The sequence below is a fragment of the Mycobacterium angelicum genome, assembly GCF_002086155.1.
GTDB lineage: Bacteria > Actinomycetota > Actinomycetes > Mycobacteriales > Mycobacteriaceae > Mycobacterium > Mycobacterium angelicum.
Genome location: NZ_MVHE01000026.1, coordinates 26,064 through 42,139 on the forward strand (window position 1 = coordinate 26,064; position 16,076 = coordinate 42,139).

General features: G+C 65.3%; 16 protein-coding genes and 1 tRNA gene. 8 read left to right on the plus strand and 9 right to left on the minus strand.

Translation table 11 applies throughout. The features are described from left to right. The first annotated feature begins 95 nt into the window (after positions 1–95). Genes BST12_RS16305 through BST12_RS16325 form a run of 5 tightly spaced genes read left to right on the plus strand, consistent with a single transcriptional unit; the run spans position 96 to position 3,926 of the window. Positions 96–1,373, plus strand: a complete 1,278-nt coding sequence (locus tag BST12_RS16305) for a TQXA domain-containing protein (RefSeq protein WP_083114159.1) — start codon at positions 96–98, stop codon at positions 1,371–1,373. Further along, complete coding sequence (gene cysK / locus BST12_RS16310) at positions 1,370–2,302, plus strand: cysteine synthase A (RefSeq protein ID WP_083114160.1); 933 nt, start codon at positions 1,370–1,372, stop codon at positions 2,300–2,302. The genes BST12_RS16305 and cysK overlap by 4 nt, the downstream gene beginning before the upstream one ends. 2 nt (positions 2,303–2,304) lie before the next feature. Beyond that, the gene (gene cysE / locus BST12_RS16315; RefSeq protein WP_083114161.1) at positions 2,305–2,988 is read left to right on the plus strand and encodes a serine O-acetyltransferase; all 684 of its coding nucleotides are present in this window, start codon (positions 2,305–2,307) and stop codon (positions 2,986–2,988) included. Positions 2,989–3,006: 18 nt separating this feature from the next. Next, complete coding sequence (locus BST12_RS16320; RefSeq protein WP_083114162.1) at positions 3,007–3,435, plus strand: thioredoxin family protein; 429 nt, start codon at positions 3,007–3,009, stop codon at positions 3,433–3,435. 20 nt (positions 3,436–3,455) lie between these two features. Then, positions 3,456–3,926: a DUF4395 domain-containing protein gene (locus BST12_RS16325; RefSeq protein ID WP_083114163.1), complete on the plus strand. Its 471-nt coding sequence runs from the start codon at positions 3,456–3,458 to the stop codon at positions 3,924–3,926. A gap of 82 nt (positions 3,927–4,008) precedes the next feature. On the opposite strand, the gene BST12_RS16330 is transcribed toward BST12_RS16325, so the two are convergent. Then, positions 4,009–4,242: a hypothetical protein gene (locus tag BST12_RS16330; protein ID WP_083114164.1), complete on the minus strand. Its 234-nt coding sequence runs from the start codon at positions 4,240–4,242 to the stop codon at positions 4,009–4,011. 584 nt (positions 4,243–4,826) lie between these two features. On the opposite strand from BST12_RS16330, the gene BST12_RS16335 reads away from it, so the two are divergent. Further along, complete coding sequence (locus BST12_RS16335; RefSeq protein ID WP_083114165.1) at positions 4,827–5,297, plus strand: DUF5994 family protein; 471 nt, start codon at positions 4,827–4,829, stop codon at positions 5,295–5,297. A gap of 20 nt (positions 5,298–5,317) precedes the next feature. On the opposite strand, the gene BST12_RS16340 is transcribed toward BST12_RS16335, so the two are convergent. Continuing rightward, positions 5,318–5,390 (minus strand) — tRNA-Asn (locus BST12_RS16340). A 171-nt stretch (positions 5,391–5,561) separates the two neighbouring features. Between BST12_RS16340 and BST12_RS16345 the strand changes: the two genes are divergently transcribed. After that, on the plus strand, positions 5,562–5,843 hold the full coding sequence (locus BST12_RS16345; RefSeq protein WP_083114166.1) for a hypothetical protein: 282 nt from the start codon (positions 5,562–5,564) through the stop codon (positions 5,841–5,843). A gap of 5 nt (positions 5,844–5,848) precedes the next feature. Here the strand turns inward: BST12_RS16345 and dnaG are convergent, their stop codons facing one another. Continuing rightward, positions 5,849–7,786: a DNA primase gene (gene dnaG, locus BST12_RS16350; RefSeq protein ID WP_083114167.1), complete on the minus strand. Its 1,938-nt coding sequence runs from the start codon at positions 7,784–7,786 to the stop codon at positions 5,849–5,851. Between the two features lie 16 nt (positions 7,787–7,802). Then, the gene (locus BST12_RS16355) at positions 7,803–9,089 is read right to left on the minus strand and encodes a deoxyguanosinetriphosphate triphosphohydrolase (RefSeq protein ID WP_083114200.1); all 1,287 of its coding nucleotides are present in this window, start codon (positions 9,087–9,089) and stop codon (positions 7,803–7,805) included. Positions 9,090–9,151: 62 nt separating this feature from the next. On the opposite strand from BST12_RS16355, the gene BST12_RS16360 reads away from it, so the two are divergent. Next, on the plus strand, positions 9,152–11,140 hold the full coding sequence (locus BST12_RS16360) for a TPM domain-containing protein (RefSeq protein WP_083114168.1): 1,989 nt from the start codon (positions 9,152–9,154) through the stop codon (positions 11,138–11,140). Between the two features lie 162 nt (positions 11,141–11,302). Here BST12_RS16360 and BST12_RS16365 read toward each other — a convergent pair whose 3' ends face one another. From BST12_RS16365 to BST12_RS16385, 5 genes are all read right to left on the minus strand, one after another. Then, entirely contained in the window at positions 11,303–11,587 is a 285-nt protein-coding gene (locus BST12_RS16365; RefSeq protein WP_083112432.1) for a WXG100 family type VII secretion target, read from the minus strand. Positions 11,588–11,625: 38 nt separating this feature from the next. After that, positions 11,626–11,922: a WXG100 family type VII secretion target gene (locus tag BST12_RS16370; RefSeq protein ID WP_083114169.1), complete on the minus strand. Its 297-nt coding sequence runs from the start codon at positions 11,920–11,922 to the stop codon at positions 11,626–11,628. A 125-nt stretch (positions 11,923–12,047) separates the two neighbouring features. Next, positions 12,048–12,377 (minus strand): hypothetical protein, encoded by a 330-nt coding sequence (locus BST12_RS16375; RefSeq protein ID WP_372511112.1) that lies wholly within the window; start codon positions 12,375–12,377, stop codon positions 12,048–12,050. Between the two features lie 363 nt (positions 12,378–12,740). Next, complete coding sequence (locus BST12_RS16380; RefSeq protein ID WP_083114170.1) at positions 12,741–14,267, minus strand: phospholipase C; 1,527 nt, start codon at positions 14,265–14,267, stop codon at positions 12,741–12,743. A gap of 153 nt (positions 14,268–14,420) precedes the next feature. After that, positions 14,421–15,959: a phospholipase C gene (locus BST12_RS16385; RefSeq protein WP_083114171.1), complete on the minus strand. Its 1,539-nt coding sequence runs from the start codon at positions 15,957–15,959 to the stop codon at positions 14,421–14,423. Positions 15,960–16,076: the final 117 nt, after the last annotated feature.

A 16,076-nucleotide genomic window follows, 5' to 3' on the forward strand; every position in this document is an offset into this window, starting at 1 on the left:
ATTTCCTGGCCCGTCTGACCTAGAAGTCCCCGCGCGCCTGTCGCCTCGCGACACCGTGCCGCGCGAACTCAAATTCTCAGGAAGATCAACCACCCATGACTGTCCTTGCTGTACCCAGCCATGCCCTGGCGCCGGTAGCTGCGCGCCACCGCGTCCACGCCCGGCCCGTCACCGAATTGGCTCGCATGACCCGCTACCGGGGCGGCACGTATTCCCACACCGTCGACAAAATCGTGTTCACCGACGGCACCTCCGCGCGCACCGACCTGATCCGGCTGAACCCCAACCTGCAGGCCTACTCGCTGGATTTCACCGGGATCGCGCCATACCAGCCGTCGCGCTACAACCTGGGCAGTTGGTCGGCGCTGCCGCATTTGCTCACCCGCGGCAGCGAAGCCGAAGTGGCGTGGATCCTGCGCCACTCGTTCCCGATGCGTTCCCTGTCCGAGCTAAGCCGCCAGCTCCGCGAGGCCGGCTACCCTTTGGGTCCGGCGAACATCAGCGAGCACGAGGCCATCGCCGGGACCCAGGCCGCGATCTGGTACCTGACCAACGGCATGGCCCTGGACACCCGGCCGCTCAACGCCCCCAGCGCCGTACACCGCGGCCCCGGACCGGCACTGACCTTCGAGTTCGACAGCCAGCCGCAACTGGGCGGCTACTCGCTGTGGGCGGCCACCGACACCGCGGCCACCATCAAGCTGCAGAAGTCGGCCGACGGCCAGGTCTGGTCCGACGTCTCGGGCTCACAACTGACCACCGACGCCGGCAAAGGCCGCTATCAGCGCACGCTCGGTGTCGGCAGCACCCTGTCGACCAGCAGCCATGGCCAGGGCGGACGCGGCTATCGCTACTACCGGCTGATCGGCACCACCCCGGAGGCGGTCCCCGCGATCGACCACGTCGACTTCTGGCTCACCGGAACCCGCCACTACCGCAACGCCGACCGCGTCGTGCACCTCTACGACTATTTGCTGGCCGGCGCGCACCGAGCTGTCCGTGACGCCGAGGAACCCCAGCTCATCGCTACCGACGCGACCGCCGATTCCGAACTCGTCGGCCCCTTCCAGGTGCGGGTGCCATTGAATCTCACCGTGGGCGAAGATCATGCGCTCGTCGACGCCGACGGCTTCGTCATCAACGACACCGTGCACCCGGGAACCGAGTTTTACCTCCGTCGCACCGCGGGTACCACGGCAATAACATTGACCGCAACCACTCCACACACCATTGGCGGAAGAGTTTTGACCGGGGTGGCGTTGGACGGGGCGCCGCAGCGGTTCACACCCGTGGCGCTGGCGGTGCCAACAGACGTGACCATCGAATTCGAGATCAGCTGGACGTCGGCGAGACAAGCGAGAGAAGGCAGATGAGTATCGCGGAGAACATCACCCAACTGATCGGGAACACGCCGCTGGTCCGGCTGCGCCGGGTCACCGACGGCGCGGTGGCCGACGTGGTCGCCAAGCTGGAATCCTTCAATCCCGCGGGCAGTGTGAAAGACCGCATCGGCGTGGCGATGATCGACGCCGGCGAGAAAGCCGGCCTGATCAAACCGGACACCATTATCCTCGAGCCGACGAGCGGGAACACCGGCATCGCGCTGGCGATGGTGGCCGCCTCGCGCGGCTACAAATGCGTGCTGACCATGCCGGAAACGATGAGCATCGAGCGGCGAATGTTGTTGCGCGCCTACGGCGCTGAGGTCATCCTGACTCCCGGTCCCGACGGTATGGCGGGCGCCATCGCCAAGGCCGAGGAACTCGCCAAGACCGACGACCGGTATTTCATCCCCCAGCAATTCGAAAACCTGGCCAATCCGGCCGTGCACGCCGTGACAACGGCCGAAGAGGTGTGGAAGGACACCGACGGCAAGATCGACATCTTCGTGTCCGGCATCGGCACGGGCGGCACCATCACCGGCGTCGCCCAAGTGCTCAAGGAGCGCAAGCCGTCGGCACAGTTCGTCGCCGTTGAGCCCGCCGCGTCGCCGGTACTGTCCGGCGGCCAGAAAGGACCGCACCCGATCCAGGGCCTCGGCGCCGGCTTCATCCCGCCGGTACTGGACCTGGGATTGGTCGACGAGATCATCACCGTCGAGAACGAAGACGCGCTTGAGCTGGCCCGGCGGCTGGCCCGCGAAGAGGGCTTGCTGGTGGGCATCTCCTCGGGTGCGGCCGTATCGGCGGCGCTGCAGCTGGCGCGCCGGCCGGAGAACGCCGGAAAGCTGATCGTCGTCGTGCTCCCCGACTTCGGCGAGCGGTACCTGAGCACACTGTTGTTCTCTGACTTGAGCGATTAGCCATGCTGACCGAGATACGGCGCGACATACGGGTGGCACGGGAACGAGATCCGGCCCGGCCCACCGCGCTGGAAGTGATCTTCTGCTATCCCGGCGTGCATGCGGTGTGGGGCCACCGGATCAGCCACTGGCTCTGGCTGCGTGGCGCCAGGCTGGCCGCGCGGCTACTGACCGAGGTCACCCGGATATTGACGGGAGTGGAGATCCATCCCGGTGCCGAGCTCGGCTCCGGGCTGTTCATCGACCACGCGACCGGCGTGGTGATCGGCGAAACCGCCGAGGTGGGTGACGACGTAACGCTCTTTCACGGCGTCACCCTCGGTGGCACCGGGCGCGAACGCGGCAAGCGCCACCCCACCATCGGGGACCGGGTCGTTATCGGCGCGGGAGCCAAAGTCCTGGGCCCGATCAAGATCGGCGACGACAGCCGAATCGGCGCCAACGCCGTCGTGGTCAAGGAGGTCCCGTCCAGCGCGGTGGTCGTCGGAGTGCCCGGGCAGGTCGTGAGCCGACCGGTGCCCACCCGCGACGACGACTCGACATTGCCCGACCTCGTGGGGGCCAGCTTGCAGTCCCTGCTCGCCAGGGTTACCAGGCTGGAGTCACACAATGGCGGCCCACGCGCTGAGCGCGTCATACGCCCGCCGGAGGCCGGGGTCTGGCACGGCGAGGACTTTTCCATCTAGTCCCATGTTGGAGCACCTGTGAGCACTCTCGTGGTCGCGCTCATCGCGACCATCGCAGCATTGGCCGGAGCCACCGGGATCGGCGTTGCCGTTAACCGGCGCTCGGGCGTATTGCGGAAATCCGGCTCGGCAGCGCAACCGGATACCTCCGGGCTTGGGTTATCCGACACCGGGCCGACCGTGCTGCACTTCAGTGCGCAATGGTGCGGTCCGTGTGCCACGGTGCGCCGGGTGGTCGACCAGGTGTGCGCCGACCTGCCGGGCGTGGCGCACGTGGAGTTGGACATCGACGCCAACCCGGCCGCCGCCAAGCGACTGCAGGTGCTGTCGTTGCCCACCACGTTCATCTTCGACGCCGACGGGCACCAGCGATACCGCACGGCCGGGGTGCCCAAGGCCGCTGACCTGCGAACGGCGCTGCTCTCGCTCAGTCCCAGCAGCCAGTGACGAAATAAAGGAGCCATGCCATGTCCGCCGAAACCAAGACCGATCAGGTCGACGTACGCGGTCCCCGATTCGCCGCCTGGATCACCACCACGGTTCTGGTGGCGACCTTGATCGTCTCGGTGTTCAGCACACCCGCGGCTGCGGTGATCCTGGGTGCGCAAGCGATCGTCTTTGGGATCAGCGCGGTGCGCGGACCGCGCAACAGTCCCTACGGTCTGCTGTTCGCCAAGCTGGTGGCCCCACGCCTGGCGCCGACGGGCGAACGTGAACCGGTGCCGCCGTTGAAGTTCGCCCAGTTGGTCGGGTTGGTCTTCGCGGTGTTCGGCGTCATCGGCTTTGCCGCTGGTCTTCCGCTACTTGGTGTGGTCGCGACGGCCTTCGCGTTGTTCGCGGCATTCCTCAACGCCGCATTCGGCATCTGCCTGGGCTGCCAGCTGTACCCGCTGGTCGCACGCCTCCGCGGAACGCCCGCGACACAAGCAGTCGAATAGCCGAAAGTAGGCCTGCGGCAAAGGTTTAAAGCGCTGGTGAGGCGAAGTGGGGCGTCAACTACCTGCTCTAGTGTCCAACCGGTCACGACGCTTTGGCATACCTGCGAACCAGCTCGCCGTCCCCGAACGTGCTGGTGTGTTGTAGGCCAACGTCGTCGCGGCCGAAGAACGTCCACTGCTTGGGATCTGTCTGCGGGCCACTGATCAGCTTGACGGTGTAGCGCAGGTCGGTCGGCCGCAGTGTGCCGATGATGTCACCGACCCGGATTTCCGACGGGTGAATCTGCGGCGCATCCCACCAGCTTTGTACGGCCATTTGTCCTGTCCTTCAATCGATTTCGTCACTACTGCGAACACCGCTGCCATTTTTCAGCGGGTTGGGTGAGATCGGAACATGTGGTGTGCCCCGTCGATGTACCCGCTGCGGAACGCGTTGGGCCTTCCCGTCTTGACCGCCAACAGGCCAATGGTGATCAGCGACGACATGGCTTTGAACAGTCACGTGCGAGATACCGCCGATTGATGCCACCTTACCCGGGTCCGCCGCAAACGGGGCTGCTACGCCCAAAGTCGTGACGCTGACGCCCAAACATACTGTGCTGCTGCATTTTTCGCGTGCAGTGCGCGACTAGCGCGGGTATCGTCTGGGCGCAAGCCTGCTATTCGGACCGCCGAAACACCCTTGGTGGCGTAGCGTGAGGGTGAGCCGTTTCGTTGTCAGCGGTGGTCCACCGCGATCGAAGCGGCTGACATCCACGGGCAATGTGATTCCTCCGTTGCCCCGCGCCCGCGGGGCAGTAGTTGCCAACCGGGAAGGAACCGCCCCGTGGCCCGCCCAGCCGTGTCCATCGCGCGCCCGTCAGACATCGAATGCCGCCGATACCGAAAGCACTACCTCCCATGACCCGATCCATCGGAATCCGGCGCCGAACCGATCCCATCCGGCTTTCGGTGGCAAGCGAACTCGGCCGTGAAATCGACGGCGCCTGGTGGCCACGCGCAGACCGCATCACCAATGAACTACCCGAACTTGTCGGGGTGCTGACTCCCCTGCTCGGAGAGATCGACTCGATCAACGTCAATTGGCCGCCGCTGCAACGGCCACCTGACTTCAACGCACGCGGATGGGAACACAAGCGTCAGCACATCATGACAATCACCGGCCGACAGGCTCGGGCAAACCTGCTCGTCGTCCCTTACGGGACCTACAGCGCACTCGCCCTGATGGTGCTGCGGTGCGCCGCCCACCTTCCCGTCGACGCCGCTGACCGCGACAGACCCGCTTTTCTGACGGCCGGCTCGATCGTGCGGGCCGCCGAGCAACAGGCGTTACTGCTCGCCCAGACCGGATGCGACAGGGAACCTGGGTGATGCCGATGCACGAATACCGGCTCCCCCGGAAGGACTCGAACCTTCAACCCTTCGGTTAACAGCCGAATGCTCTGCCAGTTGAGCTACAGGGGACTGCTAGTCCATGCGAACGCTGACGCAGATCGCGGGACGACTCTAGCGTACTGGCACGGCCGGACCCAACTAGGCCCGACCGGATGCAACTCGAGGGCTGCCTGATCCTGCCCGACGGCGCCGCATGAGGCAGGATGGAGCCAACCGCACTGTTAGTCGGAGGGGACCGTTTTGATCGGGTATGTCGCCGTGCTTGGGCTGGGTTACGTGCTGGGGACCAAGGCCGGGCGCCGCCGCTACGAGCAGATCTCCGGCACGTATCGCGCCCTCACCAGCAGTCCCGTGGCCAGATCGGTTATCGAAGGCGGACGTCGCAAGATTGCGAATCGAATTTCACCTGATGCGGGATTTGTGACGCTGACCGAGATCGACGACCAGACGTCGGTAATCGAACGGCCAGTCGAACGCCCTGTCGTGCGCGCGGCCGAGCCGCAGGCCAACACCGCGAACTGAGGGCCTCAGGCGGTCAGATCGTCGCCACTGGCCTGCTCCAAAAGGCTGCGCCGATAGGCCTCCATGGCCACCAGGTCACCGAACAACGCGTGGTATTCGTCGCCCTGTTCGATCGGTGACATGCGCTGCAGCTTGGATTTCACCTCGGCGATCTGCCGGCCCATCCAAACCTCCTGGAGCCGGGCCAGCACCCCGGCGATGTAGCGCGGCAGCTTTTCGTCCTCGACCTGGATAGCCTCTACCCCCAATTCGTTGATCAGGCTGGCGGTCAACGTCGAAGTGGTGTGCCGGCGCACCGCCTCGATCCACTCTGCGCCGGTGCTGCCGGTCGAGGTACCGCCCGCCGCGTCGATGGCCGCGCGGACCGCCGCATATCCCGGGTGGGTGAAGCTTTCGACGGTCAGGGTGTCGAACACCGGACCCGCCAGTGCCGGATACTGCAGCGCTGATTTAAGCGCCTCTCGCTGCGGCCACAGCGTGGGGTCTCTCGGATCGGGCCGGGCGGGCCCGGGTTCGGCCCCGCGTTCGGCCCCGGCGCCCTGAGCGGGGTCCTGAGCCGCGCGCCGCGGCGCCTTCGACACCGGCCCGCTGCGGGGCTTCTTGGCTTCCCCGCGCACCCGGTCGATGACTTGGGCGACGTCCTCCCAACCCACCCAACCGGCCAGCTGGCGGGCGTACTCGTCGCGCAGTGTCGGGTCCTTGATCTGGCCGACCATCGGTACACAGCGGCGCAGCGCGGCCACCCGACCCTCAGCGCTGTCGAGGTCCATTTCGGCGAGCGCAGACCGAATGGCGAACTCGAACAAGGGGGTTCGTCGTGCCACCAGGTCGCGCAGCGCGCCGTCGCCGGACCTCAGCCGTAGGTCGCAGGGATCCATGCCGTCCGGGGCCACCGCGACAAAGGACTGGCCGGCCAGGTTCTGCTCGCCATCGAAGGCCTTCAGCGCGGCCGCGCGGCCGGCCTCGTCGCCGTCGAAAACGTAGATCAGCTCGCCACGAAAGAAACTGTCGTCCATCATGAGCCGGCGCAGCATCGCCAGGTGCTCGTCGCCGAACGCGGTGCCGCACGACGCGACGGCGGTGGTGACTCCGGCCAGATGCATCGCCATCACGTCGGTGTAGCCTTCGACCACCACCGCTTGATGCCCCTTGGCGATGTCACGCTTGGCCAAGTCGATGCCGAACATCACCGACGACTTCTTGTACAGCAGCGTCTCCGGTGTGTTGACGTACTTGGCCTCCATCGGATCGTCGTCGAACAGCCGCCGCGCCCCGAACCCGATCACCTCGCCGGCCGAGGTGCGGATCGGCCAGAGCAGCCGGCGGTGAAACCTGTCCATCGGGCCACGGCGCCCCTGCCGCGACAGTCCGGCGGCTTCCAGCTCTTTGAACTCAAAACCCTTGCGCTGCAGGTGTTTTGTCAGCTTCTCCCAACCGGACGGAGCGAAGCCGCAGCCGAACCGACGGGCGGCCTCGGCGTCGAAACTGCGCTCGGTCAGATAGCGGCGGGCCGGTGCCGCTTCGTCAGACTCGAGCGCTTCGGCGTAGAACTCCGCCGCGGCCGCGTTGGCGGCGATGAGCCGGCTGCGGCTGCCGCGGTCACGCTGCACGCTGGTGGCCGAACCGGTGTAGCTGATGGTGTGGCCGATCCGGTCGGCCAGCAATTCGACCGCCTCGACGAAGCTGACGTGTTCGATCTTCTGGATGAACGCATACACGTCGCCGCCTTCGCCACAACCGAAGCAGTGGAAGTGGCCGTGGTTGGGTCGCACGTGAAACGACGGCGACTTCTCGTTGTGGAACGGGCACAGACCCTTGAGCGAGTCGGCACCGGCGCGCCGCAATTGGACGTAATCACCGACGACATCCTCGATGCGGGCCCCTTCTCGGATGGCGGCGATGTCACGGTCGGAGATCCTCGACCGGCCCCCGGGACTCGACATCCGCCTAGTCTAGGTCTCAGTCTGAGCCGTTGACTTTGGTGGTTCCGGCGTCGATGCGTTCCAGCCGCCCCTCGGTATACGAGGCGATCTGATCGACGACCACCCGCAACCGGGCACGGTCGTCCGCGGCGGTGTTGAACGCCGCGGCAAAGACCGGGTCCAGCGTCTGCGGCGCCCCGGCGAGCAGCCACTGCGCCACCCGGTGGATGCATTCGCGCTGGCGGGCCTGAGTTTCCAGATGCCTGGGGTCGGACATGATGAATTGCAGCGCCAGAATTTTCAGCACCGCGACCTCGGCCCGAACCAGGTGAGGCACCTGCAGGTCGGCCTGGTAGCGCACCAGCGGCCCGGGACCGGCGACGGCACGGGTGGTCGCGATCGCTGCCGACGCGAAGCGGCCGACCAGTTCGCTGGTCAATCGCTTGAGCGCGACCGCGGCCGTCAGTGTCGCGTCGTATTTGCCGACGGCGGCCACCACCGGCAGCCCGGACAACCGTCGGGCGGCCTCCATGAAGTCGTCGGCACGCACCCGCGAGTACTCGCTCTCCCCCAGCTTGGCCAGCGAGGCGACCTCGTCCTCGTCGGCCAGCACCCGCAGGTCGATGCGTTCGGATACGACGCCGTCCTCGATGTCGTGGACCGAATACGCGACATCGTCGGCCCAGTCCATCACTTGGGCTTCCAGGCACGCGCGATCGGCGGGCGCGTGCGAACGGGCCCAGTCGGCCGCGGCGCGGTCCTCCTCGTAGAAGCCGAACTTGGGCCCGGTCCCAGGCCCGTTGCCACGTGTCCACGGGTACTTGGTGACCGCATCCAGGGCCGCCCGGGTCAGGTTGAGTCCCGCGCTACGCCCTTGCGGGTCAAGGACTTTGGGCTCAAGGCTGGTCAGGATGCGGAAGTTCTGGGCATTGCCCTCGAAACCTCCGAAGCCGGCCGCCACTTCATCGAGGGCCCGCTCGCCGTTGTGTCCGTAGGGCGGATGTCCGATGTCGTGGGCCAAGCCCCCAAGCTCGACGAGCTCCAAGTCGCAGCCCAGTCCGATCGCCATGCCCCGCCCGATCTGGGCCACTTCCAGCGAATGAGTCAGCCGGGTGCGCGGAGTGTCGCCCTCCCGCGGCCCGACCACCTGCGTCTTGTCCGCCAGCCGGCGCAGCGCTGCGCTGTGCAGCACCCGGGCCCGGTCCCGGGCGAAGTCGGTACGGTGCTGGCCTTCGGTGCCCGGCAGGCCCGCGGTCTTCGGCGCTTCGGGTACCCGTCGCTCACGGTCGAAGTCGTCGTAGGGGTCCTGCTGATTCGTGGTCACCGATCCACAGTCTGCCAGGGAGATCACGGATCGGAGGTCACGCGCACACTAAATTGGCTCTTATGCGCATTGCCCGCCTGCTCGGCGTGATCCTGACCATCCTCGCTACCGGGCTGCTGCTCGCGCCGCCCGCCGGGGCGCAACCACCGTTCCGGCTGCCCGGCTACATCACCGACAACGCGGGCGTGCTCAACGATTCCGGCCGCGCGGCGATCACGTCGGCCGTCGACAAGCTCTACACCGACCGCCGGGTCCGGCTCTGGGTGGTCTACGTCGACAACTTCTCCGACCAGAGCGCGGTGAACTGGGCGCAACGGACTATGCGGACCAGCGATCTGGGCAACTACGACGCGCTGCTTGCGGTGGCCACCACCGATCGCGCCTATGCCTTCCTGATATCCAATGGGGTACAAGGCCTTAACGAGAGCCAGATCGACAACCTGCGGCACAACCAGATCGAGCCGGCGCTGCGCAACGGAGACTGGAGCGGTGCGGCCATTGCGGCGGCCAACGGTCTGAACAAGTCATCCAGTTCGTCGGCTCCGCTGGTGTTGCTGAGCCTGCTCGGCGTCATCGTTGTGGCCGTTGTGGTCTTGCTGATTGTGATGCGCCGGCGCCGACGGCGGCGGCGCGCCGACGCATTGACCGCGGCGCGACGAGTCGATCCCACCGACGCGCGGGCCCTGGCCGCGCTGCCGCTGGACACCCTCGACGATCTGTCCCGCTCGATGGTGGTGGAGGTCGACAACGCGGTGCGCACCAGCTCCAACGAGCTCGCACTGGCGATCGACGAGTTCGGCGACGAACGGACCGCGCCGTTCACCCAGGCGGTGAACAACGCCAAAGCCGCGCTCTCCCAAGCGTTTACGGTTCGCCAGCAACTCGACGACAGCGTGCCCGAAACGCCGGAGCAGCGCCGCGGCCTACTCACCCGGGTCATCGTGTCCGCGGCGCAGGCCGACCGCCAACTCGAGTCCCAGACCGAAGCCTTCGAGATGCTGCGCGATCTGGTGATCAACGCCCCCTCCCGGCTCGACCTGCTGACTCAGCAGTACGTCGAACTCACCACCCGCGTTGCCCCGACCGAACAGCACCTGGCCGGGCTACATACCGAATTCGGCTCCGCGGCACTGGCTTCGGTTGCCGGCAATGTCACGACGGCCAGCGAGCGGCTGGCATTCGCCGACCGCAACATCGGCGCGGCGCGGGAGCTGGCCGGTCAAGCGGTGAGCGGCCAACAGGCCCAGCTGGTCGATGCGGTGCGAGCCGCCGAATCCGCGCTCGGGCAGGCCCGGGCGCTGCTTGATGCGGTGGATAGCGCGGCCGGCGACATCCGCCACGCCGTTGCCGCGCTGCCGTCGCTGGTCGCCGACATTTCAACCGGCATCCAGAACGCCAACGCGCAATTGCATCAGAGCAACGCCGCTGGGCACACCGGTGAACTGGTCGCGGCGCGCGATGCGGCGGCCAGGGCCCTGGACAACTCGCGCGCTCCCGGCGGCTCCGCCGATCCCCTGAGCGCGTTTGCCGAGCTGACCAAGGCCGACGCGGACCTCAACCGGCTGCTTGGCGTGCTGGCGCAAGAGAAGGCCGATGCCGATCGGCTGACCCGTTCATTCGAGCAGGCGTTGTTCACCGCGCAGTCGCGGGTGCGCGCGGTGTCCGACTACATCGACACCCGCCGCGGCAGCATCGGACCCGAAGCCCGCACCCGGCTCGCCGAGGCTAAGCGGCAGCTGGAAGCGGCGGCGGCAAAGAAGTCGACCAATCTGACCGAAGCGATCGGCTATGCCAACGCGGCCTCCACGCTGGCCGCCGATGCGCAGTCATTGGCCAATGCCGACGTGCAAGCGGCTCAACAGACCTACACCAGCCGCGGAGGTGGAAACGACCTTGGCGCGATGCTCGGCGGGATCATCATCGGCGACCTGCTCAGCGGTGGCCTGCGCGGCGGATTCGGCGGCTGGAGCCCCACCTCGTTCGGCGGCTCCTCGGGCGGCTCGCCCGGTGGTTCGGGGGGCGGATTCATGGGTGGCGGCGGCCGCTTCTAAGCGGCTTCGGAAACTTGGTCTAGAAATTTGGTCCAGAAATGGGGACTGCGCACGCCTGCACACGGGAGCTATTGCTGCCCATGCGCAGGTCGTGCGCAGTCAACCGGTGCGGACGGGCGCACCACCGCTAGCAGAGCGGTGCGCCGCCGCTAACCGAACTTGTCAGGCCCAGCTGGAGCCGACGGCGCTGTCAGTTTGCGCCATGTTGCTGCCGGCGGACTGAACCTTCTGGCCGTGAGCGTTGGCCTGCTCGTAGATCACCTGGAAGTTGCGACCCAACTGGGTGATGAACTCCTGGCAAGCCACCGAACCGGCGCCGCCCCAGAAGTCGCCGGCAGCAAGCACATCGCGAACGATGGCCTGGTGCTCGGCCTCGAGTGACGCGGCCTGTGCGCGGATGAGAGCACCGTGAGCGTCGACATCGCCGAACTGGTAGTTGATTGTCATCGAACCTGTTCTCCTTAGCTTGTAAAAGTTTAGTGGCGTTAGCTGCTGAGGGTCTGCTGCGCAGCCTGCTCTTGCTGCTCGTAGTTGTTCGCGTCACGAACCAGGCCGTCGCGCACACCGTGCAGCATGTTCACGATGTTGCGGAAAGCCGTGTTCATCTGGCCCATGGTGTCCAACGAGGTGGCCTCTGCCAGACCACTCCAGCCGGCGCCGGAGATGTTCTGCGAGGACGCCCACATACGGCGGGCCTCGTCTTCAACGGTCTGAGCGTGCATCTCAAAGCGACCCGCCATGTCCCGCATCGCGTGCGGGTCGGTCATAAAACGTGTTGCCATGTTGACTGTTCTCCTTATTTCTTGGACTCAATTACACCGTGCAGATTGACTGTTGCGGTCAGCGGCCGAGAGACATCCAGAGTCGTTGACCACCTGCAAAACAACGACGTCTCCCCCCTTCTCTCTTAACCGGCCGCCGGAGAATGCGGAACCACGCCGCTGTTAGTACGTGGCATTTCGAACTGAGGTTCTGCGTTCTCGGCTTCCCACTCACGCCACGCAGCCCACTCATCCCACTCGCCCATGTCTTGTTCGACCGGTTCGGGATCAACCGCACCCGGTACAAGCTCGACATTGGTACCCTCTTCGGACTCCTTCGCCCAGTGGTCATAGTCGTCGGGTGGCACGGCAACGCCCCAACTGAGCGGTACCGACAACCCGCCGAGCATGCCCGACTCACCCCGTTTAGCCGCCACAGCGTCAGGCGGCAAGGGCGGACCCAGAGGCAAAAGCACGCTGTCCCCTTCCAGTGCCGATCTCGATAACCAACACTCAATGGTCAACTACGCACCACCGAGCACTCCGCATCGTAAGGCAACACTTTGGACAATATCTCTAATTCCCGAATTTCTCTGCCCTTAGTACACACGCGATCAAAAAAGATGACTAGATCCTTAACCGATCCGGCGCCGTCGCGCAGGCCCCACTGATGCACCCCTGATGCACCCCTGATGCACCCCTGATGCACCACTGATGCGCGATCTCAACCAAACGTTTGCTCGGTAATGCTCGTGCCGAGGCGGCCGCCGGCGATCCGCACCGACGATCCGTCCGGAACCGGTTGGGCCGCAATGTATTCAAAGCGGGCTCCGGGGTGGTCAGCAGATGCCGCTGGGAATCCCACGGGCCGGGGCCGTCTCCTGGGCGGGCATTATCTGGGGATAGGGCACCCGATAAGGCAAGCCTTCATTCAAAAAGCCCAACACCACATTGGGCACACACTTGGCCACCTTCGGCAGTTGGCGCACGGGGTGGTCCAGATTGGGCCGCGACGGATCGGGTGGAACGGCGAAATTAAACGCTGACGTCAAATCCCCGGTCACGCTGGCCCGCCAAGGGGTCAGGTTGGGAACCGGAACACCGAACCGCTTACCGATGAATTGCAGCTGCGAGGTGTGGTCGAACTGGTCATGCGCCATCAGCCCGCCGCGACTGTAGGGGGAAATGATGAAGCAGGGCACGCGGTAGCCCAGCCCGATGGGCCCGCGGATGCCACCGGAGCCGTCGACCTTGTTGATGTCGACGGTGTCGGGAATCCATTCCCCGGGTGTTCCGATCGGCGCCGTGGGTGGCGTGACGTGGTCGAAGAAGCCGCCGTGTTCGTCATAGGCGATGATCAGCGCCGTTTTCTCCCACACCGCAGGATTGCGCAACAGCGCCTTGATCAGGTTCACGATCGTCCACGCCCCGACGGCTATCGGGAACGAGGGATGTTCGGACTCGACCGTCAACGGGACCACCCACGAGACCTGGGGCAGCCTGTTGTTGATGACGTCGCGGACGAAGTCGGCTGGATAGGTGGGTGCAATCCCGTACCGAGCCAGCTCTGACCTCGGGTCGCCGGCTTGCTTGAAGCTGCCCACATACCCGTTGCGGCTCAGCGACGTGTCGTTGAGGCCGCCGAGCAATTTGCTGTTGTAGACCTTCCAGCTGACGCCTGCGTCGCTGAGATTCTCCGGCATCAGGCGCCAGGTGAACGTCAACTTCGGCTGGATGGTCGGTTCCACGATCTGCGGCCCACCCTTATCCCCTTCTGGATTGACCGTGGCGCTGATCCAGTAGAGCCGGTTGGGCATCGTGCCGCCGAGCAGCGACGCGTGGTAGTTATCGCAAATCGTGAAGGTGTCGGCCAGCAAATAGTGAATCGGTATGTCCGGGCGCGCGTAATAGCCCATTACCGCGGGGGTGTTGGCCACCGACCGGGTCTTGGCCTGCGCGGCGAGCCAGCCGTCGTTGCCGCCGTTATTCCACGACAGGTGCGCGGCAATCCACTGGTGGTCCGGGTCGTTGATGCACTCGCCGACTCCGTTGGGTCCCCGGGTCGTATCGATGCGGTAAGGCAGGGTGATCCCGGCCGGGTCGAGCGCCTGCGTCTGCGGATTCCAGCCCTTCTGCTGGAACAGCGGCGTCGGGGTGTCGAAGCCGTTGACCTGCGACAGCGTGCCGAAGTAGTGGTCGAACGATCTGTTCTCCTGCAGGCACAGCACGACGTGCTCGATGTCGGAGAGGTGCCCGGAGCAGGAGCCGGCGCCATAGGCTTTTTCGATTACCGGGCCGGCCCAGTCCGTCAGAAACGCGGCGGCGCCGGCACCAGTGGCCTTTGCCAGGAATTCTCGGCGCGACATTCCGGCGAATGGCCATGGGCTTTTCACCACCGTGCCTCCTCGCATATTTCGGCTCACCGTATATTCACAAACGCGATTTACGGCCAACCGCCAATCGGCGTGTCGCGCATGGGGTTTTCACCGGCAAATTGACGGCGAGAGATAATTTTGAATTCAGCAGATACCGCTGGGCTTTCCGCGGGCGGGTGCGGTTTCCTGGTTGGGCATGATCTGCGGGTAGGGAACCCGGTACGGAATTGATGTCTTGGTGGTGGTGCCCAAAATCGCGTTGGGCACGCATTGCGGAAGCTTCGGAAGGGCCTTCAGCCTCGGGTGGTCCAAATTGGGTTTGGCCGGATTCGGCGGGGAGGCGAAATTGAACGTCGAGGTCATGTCGCCAACCGTCGCGTCGCGCCAGGCGCTGATGTTGGGCACCGGGACGCCGAACCGCTTGCCGATCAATTTCAGCGTCGAGGTGTGGTCGAAGGTGTCGCTGACCAACAGGGGGCCGCGGCTGTAGGGCGAAACGACGATGCAGGGCACCCGGAAACCCAGACCGATCGGACCGCGGATGCCGCCCGATCCCGGCACCGCGTTGATGTCGGGCACGGTGAGATATTCGCCGGGAGTTCCTGGCGGCGGCGTGGGTGGTACGACGTGGTCGAAAAAGCCGCCGTTTTCGTCGTAGTTGATGATGACCGCGGTCTTTTCCCACAGCGGCGGGTTCGACAGCAGGATGCGCAGCACGTCCACGATTCCGACCGCGCCGATGGACACCGGGAATGCCGGGTGCTCCGAGAGCAGGAACCCCGGCAGCACCCAGGACACCTTCGGCAACCGGTTGGTTCGCACGTCGGTCGCGAAGTCCACCGGGTAGGTCGGCGCGATGCCGAACCGGGCCAGGTTCGATCGCGGGTCCGCGGCCTGTTTGAAGTCGTTGACCAGTCCGTTGTAGCCGACCACAGTGTTGTTGAGCGGCCCGAGCAGCTTGTTCTGATAGACCTTCCAGCTGACGCCGGCGTCTTCGAGATTCTCCGGCATGATGCGCCAGCTGTATTTCTGCATCGGCTGGATGTTGGGCTCCAGAATCACCGGCCCGCCGTGGGTGCCGTCGGGGTCGTTCCACGCGCTCATCCAGTAGCAACGGTTCGGCGTGGTCCCGCCCAGCAGCGAACAGAAATAGTTGTCGCACACGGTGAATGTGTCGGCCAGCATGTAGTGGATCGGGATGTCTTGACGGGTGTAATAGCCCATCGTCACCGGCGTATTGCCCTGCAATGTACTGCTCGCGGCCTGCGCCGGCAGCCAGCCGTTATTGGCGCCGTTGTTCCACGAATTGTGCATGGCGATCCAGCTGTGGTCCGGGTCGTTGACGCATTCGCCGGCCACCAGGGGCCCCCGGGTCGTGTCGAAGCGGAACGGGATCGTGGTGGCGGCGGGGTCGTTGGTCTGCGTTTGCGGGTTCCAACCCGGTTGCGCGAATACCAATGGCGGGGTGGTGTCGTCAAAACCGCGAACGGCAGACATCGTGCCGAAGTAGTGATCGAAAGAACGGTTTTCTTGCATCAACAACACGATGTGTTCGATGTCGCTCAATTGGCCGCCGCAGGGTCCCGCCCCGTAGGCCTTTTCGATAATCGGGCCGGCCAACGACATGAATGCCCCGGCGGTGGTGGCTGCGGCGGCTTTAGCCAAAAATTGGCGACGGGACATTCCGTCGACCGGGTGTTCGCTTCCCACACGCTCTCCTTGAAGGCTTCCTTGCGCCGCTTCCAGATCACGGTATAGTTGTGGAGCCAATCAGCCGGGACACCATGACCGGCGTGTCGT